Below are 13,463 nucleotides of genomic sequence, written 5' to 3'. Positions count from 1 at the left end.
GACAATCGTATGGGGGTCAGAACACATCCGCCGTGGCATCGGCACCCCATGCGCAGGCGCAGGTGCAGGCGCTTCGTCGCACGACTGCCTTCCGTCGATGATGACAGGGTTCCAGGAGAGTTCGCGATGGTGGGTCTGACCAGGACGGCAGGGCGCGTCGTGGCTGCGCGCAGGTCGGCACCGATCAAGGCGCGGCTACTGGTCCCGCTGTCGGCCGCTCTGGCGTACCCACTGATAGTCGACTGCTTCCACCTGGCGGTCGGACCGGCCGGCATGAGCCAGACCCTTTCAAGCATGCTCGCGGCGGCCATCCTGCTCTGCCTGATGTTCGCCGTCCCGATGATCGGCTTCGTCTGCGTCCTTCGGGACACCGGCAGGTTCGAACCGGCGACCGGGCTCGAAATCCGCACGAGGAGATTGGCGTACGCCGTCGTCGCCGCTCCAACTCTCTACTGTTTCGTCGGTGTCGGGGGATTTCTGCTTTCGAGCCCCGTAAACGACGAGGTCACCTGGTCGGCGTTGTGGATCGCTGGCGCGGCCTCCACGCTCCTGCTTGGCGGCAGCGACAGATGGTCGCGGCACCGATCGCCGTCGCCTCTTCTCAGGGTCGCCCATGGGCTCTCGGCACTGATCCTGCTCGCCTACGTCGCCTTCCACCTGGCTAATCACCTATGCGCGTGGCGGGGCGAGCAGGCGCACGCCGCGGTCATGGCGGCCGGACGGTCGGTGTACCGCTCACCCATCGTGGAGCCGGTGCTCGTGACAGCCATGCTTTTCCAAATGATCAGCGGCGCATGTCTCGCATGGCGCTGGAGCGCCCAGCGACTCGACTTTCACAAGTCGTTTCAGGTCGCTTCGGGCTTCTATCTGTCAGTCTACATCCTCGGCCACATGAACTCGGTCTTCGTTTTCGCGCGGTGGAAGCTGGGGATCCCGACGGGATGGGCTTTCGCGACCGGGGCACCGGCAGGATTGATACACGATGCATGGAGCATTCGGCTGGTGCCGCACTATGCTCTCGGCGTCTTCCTGGTCATCGCTCATCTGTTCTCGGGCTTGCGCGTGATCTTGATCGCACACGGGACGAAAAAGACGGTGGCGGAGCGTATCTGGTGGGTCGGCGTGGTGTCGGCCGGCGGTACAGCAACCGCGATCATGCTGGCGATGTGTGGCCTTCGACTGCCGTAGCATGGCACCACCAGGCGGGAACAGGTCTGCCATCCTCACGAAACCGGATAGCGAACTCTACTAACACCCCAGGTGTCCAGAAAACGCGCCTCCGGCCTAACCCTGTCACTGCGGCCGTGACGCTTCGGAACACCGTATGTCCCGGCCGCGCCGTCCGGCATTTGCGCGGCATGGGCGTCGATGTACCCGACGGGCTGCTTGCCCACGTCGCCCCGTTAGGCTGGGGCAGATCAACCTCACCGGCGACTATCTATCGGGCCAGATCGATAACCCCCGCAAGCGGTTCAGACGGCTTTGCATCCACCAGCAAAGCCCGCGTGCTTAGCGTGCGCTTCCGACCATCCTCTCACCGGCTCCCCTACCGTCAACACGCTCGCTCTCGTGGGTAGATGCATTTGCGCTGTAAATCGACGGAGCCCGACAAATGGAAGCGCAGAGTGATGCCTTGAAGCGGGCCCGCAGGAGGCGTCAGGATAGAGCTAAGCGGCGTTTCAAAAGGGGGCGAGGAGCTGTTTGAAAAGGTTCACTCCTCCTCCGCTTAGAGGCCTGTTTCGATTTGATCTGAAGCTGCCTTTTCGCAACATCACCGAGGCGTCGCGTCAGCCCTGCGACGCTGCGACCTAGACCAACGGCTGTATGCGCCGCGCCTAGCGTGTGATCGCCTAAGCGCCGGGAGAGGGCGATAACGTCAATGCGTGTTCGGGAGTACACCCCCTCTCCCCGGCCCCGAACACCCGCACGGAAGTGCGACTGGACGGGCTGGTCCGCTCCCCTGCCCACGGCGGGCCAGCCCGTTCCTTTCTCCTTACCCGCAAACCGAACCTAGACGTTGGCATGCCCGTGGCTCGACGTGGCGACGAGTTGTCGGCGACGACGACGACTGCGACCAGTGCGGAACCGCGCCGTCGCGGCGCCCTCGCACACGGAGCTACGACTATGGATAGATGGCTTGGTTCGCTCCTGACGCAGACCCCGGAGGAAGGCTATCAGCTCGCAATCAAGCTCTCGCGCACCGCGATCAAGATGACGCAGCCCAGTCCCGAGGCGCGCGAGCGTGGTCGCCACGTCTACGAGGAGAGCGCAGACTCGCTGATCCGCGTGTCCCATGTGGTGGCGACGAACTTCGCCACGGTGGCTGCCGCGAACGACTACTGGCGCTTCGCAGAGGCGCCGCAATCGTGATCTCGAAGCCTCAGCTTCGGCCGGAAGCGCAGCTCTTCCAAATGCGCGCCGACCTTTGGGCGTAGCGAAGGCGGGGGTACGTCAGTCCATCCTGTGCGAACGCCTCCGCTGTGCGCTGAGTGAAGCCAGCGTGACGAAGACCAGACCTGCGCCGATTGCGCTGATCGCCGGCTCCTCGAGAGTGCTCTGCATCATCAGGTACACTGCGAGCGAGATCAGCAGAAGCATCGACCAGAGCACCCGGCCTGCGCCATTCCGCGTGCCGCGGCGCGGGGTACGCTGACCACGCTGCACGTGCGTTGCCTGGTCCATCGTGAAACCTGCGTCCAGGAAGCGATCGAGCGCGTCGTCGCCGGGGTCGCGCCCGCCACGACAGAGCACGACATATCGACGAAGCTCCTCCAGCCGTTGGTCGGCGAGGCGATTGACCTGCTTCTCCCCGAGAAGACGACCGAGGCGGCTACGCCAATCGGCCGGGTCGCGGATCGAGGCTAGCTCGTCACGGCAGGACATCGCGATGACCAACCGCTCGAGCTCGCTGAAGCTGCCGTCATGCGCGGCAAGAACCGGCCGCGCAGCTTCTCGGAGCTGCGGCAGGACGGGCGACGATAAGGCAACATATGCCATGACGACCTCCTTTTCGGGAGCAGGCCTCCAGTCTTTGACGGAAGGCCGTGCTCGCTCCGGCGCGATTGCGCTCACGACAATCAGAAGTGGTAGGCAACACCGCCGAGCAACTGGTGGCGCTGGAACTTGGTATCGTCTCCCCCAAGGTCGCTGTAGCGGTACTCGACTCGAACGGAGACCTTGTCGCTGACCGCCTGCTCGACGCCACCGCCGACCGACCATCCGTCGAACGTGTCCTTGGCGTAGCGCGAGCCGCTGGTGCCCTCGCTGCGGACTGCCGCTCGCAGGTTTTCGTAGCCGCCGCGCACGTAGAGCAGCGTCTGGTCGCCTACCAGATAGCCAGCGCGCGCGCCGAGATCGAACGAGTACTCCGGATCGATGCTGGCGAGGGTGCCGTTGCGCGAACGGGTGACCGCGTCGTCGATGCCGAAGCTGAAGCCTGCTTCCGCCGACAGCACGATCCGGTCAGCGACCTTGTAGTTGTACCCGGCGAAGACGCCTGCGGTCCCAGCGTCCTTCGATCGATCGATGTCGACGGGGCCCGCCTTGGTCTTGGCGGCGCCCACGTCCGCGTGGCTCCACCCCGCCTGCACGCCCGCATAGGGGCCCTCGAAGGTCTGTGCGGTTGCGGGGAGCGCGGCTGCGGCTGCGGCTGCGGCTGCGATGAAGGCGGCGGTTGCGAGCTTGTTCATGGGACTTCCTTTCAGGTCTGACCGCCGAGACAGCTTGCCTTAGCAAGTATCGGCGGCATGGCGTCCGGATTGGAACATGTCACGAAGCCGATTGAGCTTGAGATCTCCACTCGCCTGGCCCAAGCCATTTGCGAGACGATCACCTTACTCTTCTGCTTCGCGACAGGCTCCCTGCCCGACGCCACTTAACTAACCTCTCCCATTCCATTGTATTATCGGCTAGTGGCCATCTTATTGCTGACGTCCGCGCTGCAATCGAGAGAACGGTACGAAAGGGGCGAGCCGGCGTAGCCGACTCGCCGCCGCCTACTTCTGGATGAAGGCCAGCAGGTCCGGATTCAGGATTTCGGCATGGACCGTCAGCATGCCGTGAGGGTAGCCCTTGTAGATCTTGAGCTCGCCGTTGCGGAGCAGCTTCACCGACAGTTCGGCGGAGTCCGCTACTGGCACCACCTGATCGTCGTCACCATGCATGACGAGTACCGGGACCTTGATGGCCTTGAGGTCCTCCGTGAAGTCGGTCTCGGAGAAGGCCTTGATGCAGTCGTAGTGCGCCTTCGCGCCGCCCATCATGCCCTGTCGCCACCAGTTGCGTATCGTTCCCTCGACGGGCTTGGCACCTGGGCGATTGAAGCCGTAGAAGGGACCGGAGGCGATATCGAGATAGAATTGTGCCCGGTTGGCCGCGAGGCCACTGCGGAATCCGTCGAAGACCGTCATGGGCAGTCCGCCGGGATTGCGACTGCTCTTTACCATCACGGGCGGTACGGCTCCGACCAGAATCGCCTTCGCAACCCGCCCCGGCCTGGCGCGAGCGACGTAGCGAGCCACTTCGCCGCCGCCGGTGGAATGGCCGATGTGCACGGCGTTCCTGAGATCTAGGTGATCAGCAAGCTCGATCATGTCGGCGGCGTAGGTGTCCATGTCGTTGCCGGCGTACGTCTGGGTCGATCGCCCGTGGCCGCGCCGGTCGTGCGCGATCACCCGGAAGCCCTGAAAGAGGAAGAAGAGCATCTGCGCGTCCCAGTCGTCGGAACTGAGCGGCCATCCGTGATGGAAGACGATCGGCTGCGCATCCCTAAGACCCCAGTCCTTGAAGAAGATGTGCGTGCCGTCTTTCGTCGTGATCGAGTCCATCGGAGTTTCTCCCTTTCTGGTTGCACCGGATGTACCTGCTGCCGATAGCGGCGCGGCGGCAATCAGCAGCCCGCCGGCAACGCCTGCGGTCAGGACGTTTCTGCGATCTGGCAGAGACGTGCGATCGCTCTGCGCAGAATATTGCGGCGTCATAACGACGACCTCCCTTCGATTTGGCGATGAGCACGATATACGCCGAGCACTTCGACACTGTTTCTCACGACCGTTCAGAGCGGCTTGGCGATTACAAGCGCTTGAAGAAGCCGATGAGTTCTCATTGCATGCCGGCTGGGCTCCAGCTCACTACGCACCGGTCCAGGAAGCTCTACTTGAGGAGCAGGCGCCTGACGACGGTACGATGGACGCGCATCGGCCATACTAAGGACTAGCCGGCAGAGTGCGACGCACTTGGCGAAAGCAGTCGCGGCCGGACGAGGCTAGTTCCGTGCGCTCAGCACATGGGACAGCATTTCTGAATCGACGTTGCCTCCCGACACCACGATTGCCAGCGCATCGTCACCCGCCGGCGCCTTGCCCTCCAGCGCGGCGGCAAGCGCCACGGCGCCGCCGGGTTCCACCACGATCTTCATCGTCGCGAACGCGAAGCGCATCGCCGCTCGGACCTCGTCGTCGGTGACGGTGAGACCGCCCGACAGAAGCGCCTTGTTGATCGGGAACGTGAGAGCACCCGGGGTGGGCGCCTGCAGGGCATCGCATATGGAGTGTGCCGAGGGGGCGACGCTCTCGCGTCGTCCTGCCCGCAACGATCTCGCCGTGTCGTCGAAGTCGGCAGGCTCCACGCTGAACAGTTGGGTCGAAGGCCGCACGTCCTTAATCGCGGTTGCGATCCCCGCGACGAGACCGCCTCCTCCGCAGCATACGAGCACGGTCCCGAAGCTTGTTCCTGCCTCGGCGGCCTGCTCCATTAACTCGAGACCGATTGTGCCCTGCCCCGCGATGATCGCAGGATCGTCGAAGGATGGCACGAGCACAGCTCCTCTCGCATCGGCGATGCCGGTCGCAATCTCCTCGCGGGACTCCGTTTCTCGATCGTAGAGGACGACCTCGGCTCCGAGTGCGCGAGTGTTGGCGATTTTCATGGAGGGCGCGTCCGAGGGCATCACGATCGTGGCTGTCGTGCCGAGCAGACGTGCCGCATCGGCGACACCCTGAGCATGGTTGCCGGACGACCACGCAACGACGCCCGCCATTCGTTCCTGTGGGCCAAGCTGCACCAGCCGGTTGTACGCTCCTCGGAACTTGAACGATCCGGTCCTCTGAAGTCCCTCGAACTTGACGAGAGTACGCCTGCCGACGCGTTTGCTGAGAGCTGCGAATTCCAGCAGCGGCGTACGCACCGCCACGCCGCGGATCCTCGCTGCGGCAGCCCGTACGTTGACCGCGTCGATCGCAAGCTCCCTCATCACGTCCATCCTCGTTCCGCGTCCGCAGCCGTCCGCGCCGAGTTCCGCGCGGAGCGCATCCGCCACCAACCGGCGGGGTGCTGACGGCTGTCCTTGACGCATGCCTCCACCGAGGCTGCGTCGGAACGATCACCTGATCCAGGAGCGATCATACTGAGGTCGAGGCTCTTCGAAGAGCGGTCTATCCGATCCCCGTCGCCTGACGTGTCTCCACTGGCAGTCGCATGGTGAACATGGCACCACCCGTCGCAGCTCTCTCCACCGCAAGCGAACCTCCATGGGCGGCCGTGATGGATCGGCATATCGCCAGACCCATTCCGATGCCTGCCGGCTTCGTCGAGAAGAAGCTTTCGAACACGCGGTCGATGTTCTCGTCCTCGACCCCGGGACCGGTATCGCTGACCGTGAGCCGGATCCAGCCGGGCGTGCATGACGCGGTACGAAGATGTATCTCTCTTCTCGTGGCGGAGCAGGCGTCGATCGCCTGGATGGCGTTGGTCAGAAGGTTCACCACGACCTGCGTCAGCTGCACGTGATCACCCATGATCGACGGCAGATCGTCGAGCAGCCTCGTCCTGAGCTCGATCGCACGGCTGGCCGCTTCCTCGCCAACGATGAGCAATGCTTCCTGAGCCACCTCGTTAAGGCTGATGCGACCTTGCCGCGTCCGCACTCCCACCGACATGTCGCGCAGACGGCGCACCACCCCCGAGGCACGTTCCGCATCCTCGACTATACGCCGAAGCCGGTTCTCCGCTCGCTGGACATCGGGCGGGTTCTTCGCCAGCCATCTCAGGGCCGTGTCGCCGTTCGTCGTGATGGAGGAGAGCGGCTGATTGACCTCGTGGGCGATCGAGGCCGCCAGCTCGCTGGTGAGCGACACACGAGCCGCAGCCGCGTAGCGGGCCTGGGTGCGCTGCAGCTCGGCCTCGGCACGTACCTGACCGCTGATGTCGATCATGCCGATAAGGCTGTTCGCCCGCGGCATGCTGCCGGGTGAGAAAGCCTGCGAGAGCAGCACGGGGACCCGAGTTCCGTCGAGGCTGCAGACCACTGTCTCCTCGATGAAGCTGCGCGCGCCCCGGTACCGGGCCATTAGCATGCGGCGGAACGTGTCGGGACGAGCCTTCCAGAACGGCCTGACGCTGCGCAGCATCGAGCCGGGTTCGCCGGTGCCGAACAGGCCTTCGGCGTGGTCGTTCGCCTCCGCGATGCTGACGAGGTCCAGGGCGCGCTCGAGCACCTCCGGATGGGCATCCATGTACTCGCCGAGATCCGTGACGCCTGCTCGTCTGGGAGCCTCGAAGACCTCCAGCGAGCCGCGCGCGTCGATACGAAGCAGCGCGATCGGCATGTCGTGGAAGAGCTGGCGATACCGCTGCTCGCTCGCCCGCAGCTGCGCAGAGGTGTCCGCCGGCATTTCCGCAGGCGCGAACACCAGCCTGACCGACAGACCTCCGGCCGCGATCGCACCGACCATGACCCGGATCTCCGCTCCCGCGCAGGTGCGAAGGACTAGCGAGACGTGAGAAAGCGACGCGCCTGCCAGAGAGGCGGCGAGCAGAGCCGCGACGTGGGCCTGATCACCCTCCGGCACCAGTTGATCGAGGGGCAGGCCGAGCAGCTGCTCGTCGAAGGGCGCCTCGAGCATCTGCGATGCCCGCGGCGAGATCGACTCGACGTGCCAGCCTCTCAGGGGCTCCCATCCCGCGGTGGACGGAAGGCTGGCCTGGCTGACCACGATCGACGGGGTCAGGGCCTCGATCAGTCGTATGTGTTCGATCAGGTCGACCGACGGCGGCCCGCCCTCCGACGCGATCTCCGCCAGTCTCAGCTGAGGACCGGAAGCCGCATGCCGTTCTGACACTTCGATCTCCCTTCCAGCCCGTACGATGGCGGCTTTGCCAAAGAGCTAGCGTGCCGGCTGCGGCGAGTCCTTGCGAAAGCCTTGTCTTTTCCTTGCCGGCGCTCCGGCCCCCGAGTGACCGGCTGCAGCGCGACACGGCTCCGGACGACGCCTCTTACGAAAGCACGATCGTCATGGCGCTGGCCTGTACCTTGATGTACATTCCTCCTAGGAGAAGCGTCATGCGGCTGCTCTTCGAGGATTTCACTTTGGATCTCGCCGCCGGAGAGCTGCGGCGCGACGGCGTCGCTGTCGCGGTGGCGCCGAAGGTCTTCGATCTGCTGCGATTCCTCATCGAACGACGAGACGCGCTGGTCACCAAGGACGACGTCCTTTCCGGCGTGTGGGGCGGTCGCATCGTGTCAGAATCCACGATGAGCAGCCATGTTAACGCGGTTCGACGGGCCGTGCGGGACGATGGCGTGCAGCAAAGGATCATCCGCACCGTTGCGCGCAAGGGCTTCCGCTTCGTTGCGAGCGTCCAAACGGCGGCAAGTCCAATGCCCGTGTCCGCGCCTGAGCGCACCCCATTCCCGCTGACCTGCGCGACCTACGGCACTCTCCCGTCCATCGGAGTCCTCCCGATGGCCGTTTACTCGGCCGACCCGCTGCACCGACACTTCGCGGAAGGGCTCAGGGAGGAACTGCTCGTCGCACTGGCGAACACACCTCTGCTCGAAGTCGGTGACGAGTGGCTTGGACGCGATCCGGCCGGCAAGCCCCTAGAGTTGGCGCGGGCACGTGCGCGTTACGACTACGAGCTGGAAGGGAGCGTCCGTGGCGCCGGGCCTCGTCTACGTGTCTCCATGCGGCTGCTCGAGACCGCCAGTGGGCTGCACCTTTGGGCGGACAGCATCGACCTGGGCCCCGGCGACGCTCTGGATCTGCAGGAGACCATCGCGCGCCGAGCACGCGGTGCGCTCGACCGTCACCTTCGCCGAGCCGAAACCTTCCGGGCGGCTCGCAAGGCGCCCGAAACTCTCACCGCCTATGACCACTATCTGATCGGCCAAGCATACTTGAAGAGGGGTGGTCAAGTCGATCTTCAACGGGCGCTCGCCTCCTTCTATGCCGCGATCACGCTCGACCCGGAGTTCCAACCCCCTTACGCCGCGGCCGCCTGGACGTTTGTAATGCGCAAACAGGGTCTCTGGATGAAGGACATAGAGCGAGAGAGTGCCGAGGGAGCGCGCCTTGCGCAGATGGCGGTCACGTCCAACAACGACGATCCTACGGCGCTGGTTTGGGGAAGCTACGCGCTGGGGCATTTCGGGGAGGATCTCGACGTCTGCACCGCCTACATGAACAAGGCCTTGCGGTTAAACCCCAACTCGTCGCTAAGCTGGTATCTCAGCGGCGGCCAGCTCCTTTCGGCGGGCAGGCACGACGAGGCTCTCCTGCACATCGACGAGGCCGCGGATCGTGGCCCGGACGAGAAGGAGGCGAGTGACATTTCCATTCTCCGTACTCTGGCGCATCTCTTGAACGGACACAGCGACGAAGCATCGCTATCTTCGGCAGAGGCGTTCGCGCTCGCTCCCGACAACCCACGGGCTCTGGGACTCGTCGCCGCCAGCCACGCCGCAGCCGGCAGGGTGGAAGACGCGAGCCGCGGCATGACTCTGCTTCGTCGGCACGGACCTCAGCTTCGTGTCGGGACGGTCAGGCAGTGGGTCCATCTGCGTCGCAAGGAAGACCTGGAGGTCTTCGCCGGGGGCCTCAGCCAGGCGGGGCTCCCTATGTAGGTCGCAGCGGCAGCGAGGCGGCCGTGCCGACCCGTGTTCTGCAGCCACGGCTGGTTGCCAGATCGCTACCGGGAACGGCTGATCTGATCCTGACCTTTCCTGCCACGCCGTTCCGCATCCTGACCACGGCGGTATGAGCCCGGCGGCGATCCGATCGCCCGGGTAAAGGCCGAGGAGAAGCTGCTGTCGCTGAGATAGCCCAGGCTCTCGGCTACCCGTGTGACGCTATCGGTGCTGGAGCGGAGGCGCCGGGCTGCGAGCTGCATGCGCCAGCGCGTGGCATACTCGACAGGCGGCACGCCGACCTTGCGGACGAAGCGCTCGGCGAAGGTTGACCTGGACTGTCCCGCCACCGCGGCCAACTGCTGAAGACGCCAGTGCCGCGCCGGCTCCGCGTGGATCGCCGTCATCGCCTTGGCGATTGACGCATCCGCCAGTCCGGACAGCCAGCTCGGCGTCGGGAGAAGTTCGATCGTCTCGCCTCCGAGGCACCGGCGAAGCGTCTGGACGAAGAGGAGCCGCATGATGTCGTCGCACGCCGCCCTGGCACCGGGAAGGCCGCTACCCCACTCGACGCTCAGAAGCTCCAGCAGCCAGGCCATGCGATCCGCGGCGGGCACTCCTCCAGCGATGAGCAGGATAGGCGGCAGCACGTTTGACATGAGATCCGCCTGCGTCTCGTCGAAGCTGACGCTGCCGCCCAGCAGCTCCACCTCGATAGCTCCTCCCACGTCGGCGATGCGGGGATTCCTGGTAAAGACCGCTTCTGCATCGATCGGCACGAGATCGGGATCGCTGGTCAGGACGAAGGTGCCTCGGCTCGCGACCAGGCAGTCGCCGGCGGCGAGCCTGCACGGCGGTTCGTCCGGGATGACGAGCCAGCAGCCTCCATGACGGACGACGTTGAACTTCGGCCGATCGACCTGGAAGCGGATCGACCAGCTGTTCCCGGCCCGCAGCGAGGCGGAAGTCGCGACGCGGAGCTGCATGGCGGCAAGCACGTCGGAGAGAGGGTCCTCTGCGGCCTCCTGGACGATCATGCGGAAAGTTCGGACCGCGAGGGATCGATACGCGCGATCAAGTAGGCGATGTTCCCCGGCATGACGACACCCCAGCAACCTGTCGGCTCGCCCTTCGGCGCAGCCTCCACCGCCGCCGACGTGATGCGCGGCATCGACCTCTCTGGCCGCACGGCGATCGTGACCGGCGGATACTCGGGCCTGGGCCTTGTCACCGCCCGCGCTCTTGCCGAGGCAGGAGCGGATGTGATCGTCCCGGCTCGCGACGTGGTCAAGGCTCGCGAAGCGCTGTCCGAGGTACCCGCAGTGCAGGTCTGGCCGATGGATCTGATGGATGCCGCCTCCGTGGCGGCGTTCGGCTCCGCATTCATGGACATGCGACGTCCCCTATCGATGCTGGTGAACAGCGCGGGCATGATGGCGTCGCCGCTGCTGCGGGATCCGGACGGCCATGAAAGCCAGTTTTCCGTCAATCACCTGGGCCATTTCCGGCTGACCTGCGCACTCTGGCCCGCCCTCGCGCGAGAAGGGGGCCGGGTAGTCGCAGTCTCGTCCCGCGGGCACCAGATTGCCGACATCGACTTCGAGGACGTCGATTTCAAGCGTCGTCCCTACGACAAATGGATAGCCTACGGTCAGTCGAAGACGGCTAACGTGCTCTTCGCCCGGGCGCTTGACCGCCGAGGGAGTGAGCACGGCGTACGTTCGTTCTCCCTGCACCCAGGACAGATCCTGACGGGGCTCGCACGCCATCTCTCCGAGGAGGAGATCGCCGGCTTCGATGTTTTCGATGAGAGCGGGCAGCCCAAGGTGGATCCCCAGAACGGGCTGAAGACGCCGGAACAGGGCGCCGCAACGGCGCTCTGGTGCGCGACCAGCGCACTGCTGCAGGGGCTCGGCGGCGTCTACTGCGAGGATTGCGACGTCTCCGTCGTGAACGACGGGGAACTCGGTCGCCAGGGCGTCGCTTCCTGGGCGATCGACGACGAGCACGCCGAACGATTGTGGCGCCTGTCGGTCGACTGGACGGGGCAGCAGCTGAAGATCTGAGACAGACGCCAACCTGGTCCGATCCATGCTGCACGCAAACTGATCGGGGCTTCGTTCCAAAAATGCTCCAACGGCCGCGCCGGCTCTCCGCCGGCGCGGCTTCGTGCGTCTAATCGCTTCAGGCCGCAGCGGCGGCCTGCGTGCCGAACGCCGTGTCATGGTCGATGGCCTGTTCGGCTGCGCGGTACACCTCCTCGGCTCTTGTCGGACTGGCGAGACCGTCGAGATAGAGGAAGCGCAGATCGTCGATGCCGATCGTCGAGAGGACGTCGCGAACGTAACCCGTCAGGTGATCGGGCTGACCTACGCCGGCTTGCCGAAGCAGGCTTCCTGCGGTGACCAGAACCAGCATCGGACGATCGCGAAGCAGGCCGACCTTGGCGCCGTCCGACGGGGCGAAGCTGCGCCCCCAACGCAGAACCATGTCGATCCATAATTTGAGGGAGGCCGGGACGGTGTAGTTGTGCATCGGCGTCGCGAGCAGGACGTACTTCGCCTCCTCGAGCTCCCGGATCAGGGTCTCGGATAGGACGAACGCCTCGTGGTCGTGCGCGTGTCCGCCCAGGACCGCCTCCGAGTATGCCGCCTGCACCGTCGTCTCGGACAGATCGGACAGATTTCGGTCGACCACGCGCAGCGTCGGATCGCCGGCGTGCAGATTGGCGATGGCCCGCTGCGCCAGAAGCGAGCCGCGGGAGGCGGTGCCGTAGGGGCTGGCAGTAATCTTTAGAATGGAAGCCACGACGTGATCCTAGCTGCGGTGTGTCAGAGCCGACGACGCGCCGATCGGGTTCGCCGACCGGAGCGTCACCGTCTCGGGCTCAGTTGAGGTTGGCCTTGTCCAGACCGAAGGCCTTGTCCGCCGAACCGGGGACCGATCGGAAGGCGATCGAGGCGCGGTTCCAGGCGTTGATGACCATCACCATGTAGGTCAGCTCGACGATCTCCTTTTCGGAGAACTGTTCGCGAACCTTCTCGTAGACCTCGTCGCTGACGCCTTCAGGCGAGAGCCTGGTGAGAGCTTCAGTCCACTCCAGGGCTGCGCGCTCCCGATCGTTGAAGAGCGTCGACTCGCGCCAGATCGCGACGTGGTGCAGGCGCAGCTCGCGCTCGCGGTGTATCTTCGCCTGCTTGACGTGCATGTCGAGGCAGAAGGCGCAGCCGTTGAGCTGCGAAGAGCGGATCTCGACGAGTGCAAGGGTGCTGACCTCCACCTCCCCCTTCTTGACGGCGAAGGTGAGCTCGGTGAGCTTGGACGTGAGTTCGGGTACGAGCTGCATGTGGTTCAGACGCTGGGTCATCGCGTTCACTCCATCGTGTTCTGGGACGCATGTACGTCCATGGCGGAGGTCGGATTAGCCGGCTCGCCGCCATGAGACTGATGCCGGAAAGTGCAGGCCGCGCCCTGCCATGCGTCGGTCGCGCCCGCGGGGCGCCGCGTCGTCCTGCAGTAGGAGACGATTAACCGAACCGCGCGTACGCCAGCCACCAGG

The 13,463-nt window shown here is 65.0% G+C and carries 12 protein-coding genes and 1 pseudogene; 5 read left to right on the top strand and 8 right to left on the bottom strand.

The window, feature by feature from the left end; all coding sequences use genetic code 11:
* Positions 1–126: 126 nt before the first annotated feature.
* From EV292_RS08805 to EV292_RS08795, 3 genes and pseudogenes are all read left to right on the top strand, one after another.
* Positions 127–1,188 carry a hypothetical protein gene (locus tag EV292_RS08805; RefSeq protein WP_207913372.1) on the top strand — a complete coding sequence of 354 codons (1,062 nt, stop codon included), beginning with the start codon at positions 127–129 and terminating at the stop codon, positions 1,186–1,188.
* 98 nt (positions 1,189–1,286) lie between these two features.
* Positions 1,287–1,513: pseudogene (locus EV292_RS23085) on the top strand (Tn3 family transposase); the annotation flags it as partial.
* Between the two features lie 611 nt (positions 1,514–2,124).
* On the top strand, positions 2,125–2,370 hold the full coding sequence (locus tag EV292_RS08795) for a hexameric tyrosine-coordinated heme protein (protein ID WP_132908799.1): 246 nt from the start codon (positions 2,125–2,127) through the stop codon (positions 2,368–2,370).
* An 81-nt stretch (positions 2,371–2,451) separates the two neighbouring features.
* Here EV292_RS08795 and EV292_RS08790 read toward each other — a convergent pair whose 3' ends face one another.
* From EV292_RS08790 to EV292_RS08770, 5 genes are all read right to left on the bottom strand, one after another.
* Positions 2,452–2,997: a hypothetical protein gene (locus EV292_RS08790; protein WP_132908798.1), complete on the bottom strand. Its 546-nt coding sequence runs from the start codon at positions 2,995–2,997 to the stop codon at positions 2,452–2,454.
* A gap of 80 nt (positions 2,998–3,077) precedes the next feature.
* Positions 3,078–3,689, bottom strand: a complete 612-nt coding sequence (locus EV292_RS08785; RefSeq protein ID WP_132908797.1) for an outer membrane beta-barrel protein — start codon at positions 3,687–3,689, stop codon at positions 3,078–3,080.
* Between the two features lie 306 nt (positions 3,690–3,995).
* Positions 3,996–4,826, bottom strand: coding sequence for an alpha/beta hydrolase (locus EV292_RS08780; RefSeq protein ID WP_132908889.1), 831 nt, complete (start codon positions 4,824–4,826; stop codon positions 3,996–3,998).
* A gap of 437 nt (positions 4,827–5,263) precedes the next feature.
* On the bottom strand, positions 5,264–6,250 hold the full coding sequence (locus tag EV292_RS08775; protein ID WP_132908796.1) for a threonine/serine dehydratase: 987 nt from the start codon (positions 6,248–6,250) through the stop codon (positions 5,264–5,266).
* Positions 6,251–6,431: 181 nt separating this feature from the next.
* Complete coding sequence (locus tag EV292_RS08770) at positions 6,432–8,117, bottom strand: ATP-binding protein (protein WP_132908795.1); 1,686 nt, start codon at positions 8,115–8,117, stop codon at positions 6,432–6,434.
* A gap of 221 nt (positions 8,118–8,338) precedes the next feature.
* On the opposite strand from EV292_RS08770, the gene EV292_RS08765 reads away from it, so the two are divergent.
* Positions 8,339–9,901, top strand: coding sequence for a winged helix-turn-helix domain-containing protein (locus EV292_RS08765; protein ID WP_165927059.1), 1,563 nt, complete (start codon positions 8,339–8,341; stop codon positions 9,899–9,901).
* A 65-nt stretch (positions 9,902–9,966) separates the two neighbouring features.
* On the opposite strand, the gene EV292_RS08760 is transcribed toward EV292_RS08765, so the two are convergent.
* Positions 9,967–10,941 carry an AraC family transcriptional regulator gene (locus EV292_RS08760; protein ID WP_132908793.1) on the bottom strand — a complete coding sequence of 325 codons (975 nt, stop codon included), beginning with the start codon at positions 10,939–10,941 and terminating at the stop codon, positions 9,967–9,969.
* Between the two features lie 60 nt (positions 10,942–11,001).
* Here EV292_RS08760 and EV292_RS08755 point away from each other — a divergent pair, with 60 nt between their 5' ends.
* Entirely contained in the window at positions 11,002–11,970 is a 969-nt protein-coding gene (locus EV292_RS08755; protein ID WP_132908792.1) for an oxidoreductase, read from the top strand.
* Between the two features lie 118 nt (positions 11,971–12,088).
* On the opposite strand, the gene EV292_RS08750 is transcribed toward EV292_RS08755, so the two are convergent.
* Complete coding sequence (locus tag EV292_RS08750; RefSeq protein WP_132908791.1) at positions 12,089–12,712, bottom strand: NAD(P)H-dependent oxidoreductase; 624 nt, start codon at positions 12,710–12,712, stop codon at positions 12,089–12,091.
* 79 nt (positions 12,713–12,791) lie between these two features.
* Entirely contained in the window at positions 12,792–13,271 is a 480-nt protein-coding gene (locus tag EV292_RS08745; protein ID WP_132908790.1) for a carboxymuconolactone decarboxylase family protein, read from the bottom strand.
* Positions 13,272–13,463: the final 192 nt, after the last annotated feature.

The organism is Sphingomonas sp. BK235, assembly GCF_004345855.1.
Classification (GTDB): domain Bacteria; phylum Pseudomonadota; class Alphaproteobacteria; order Sphingomonadales; family Sphingomonadaceae; genus Sphingomonas.
Note: the sequence above shows the minus strand (reverse complement) of the source record. Positions and strands in the feature narration are given on the sequence as shown.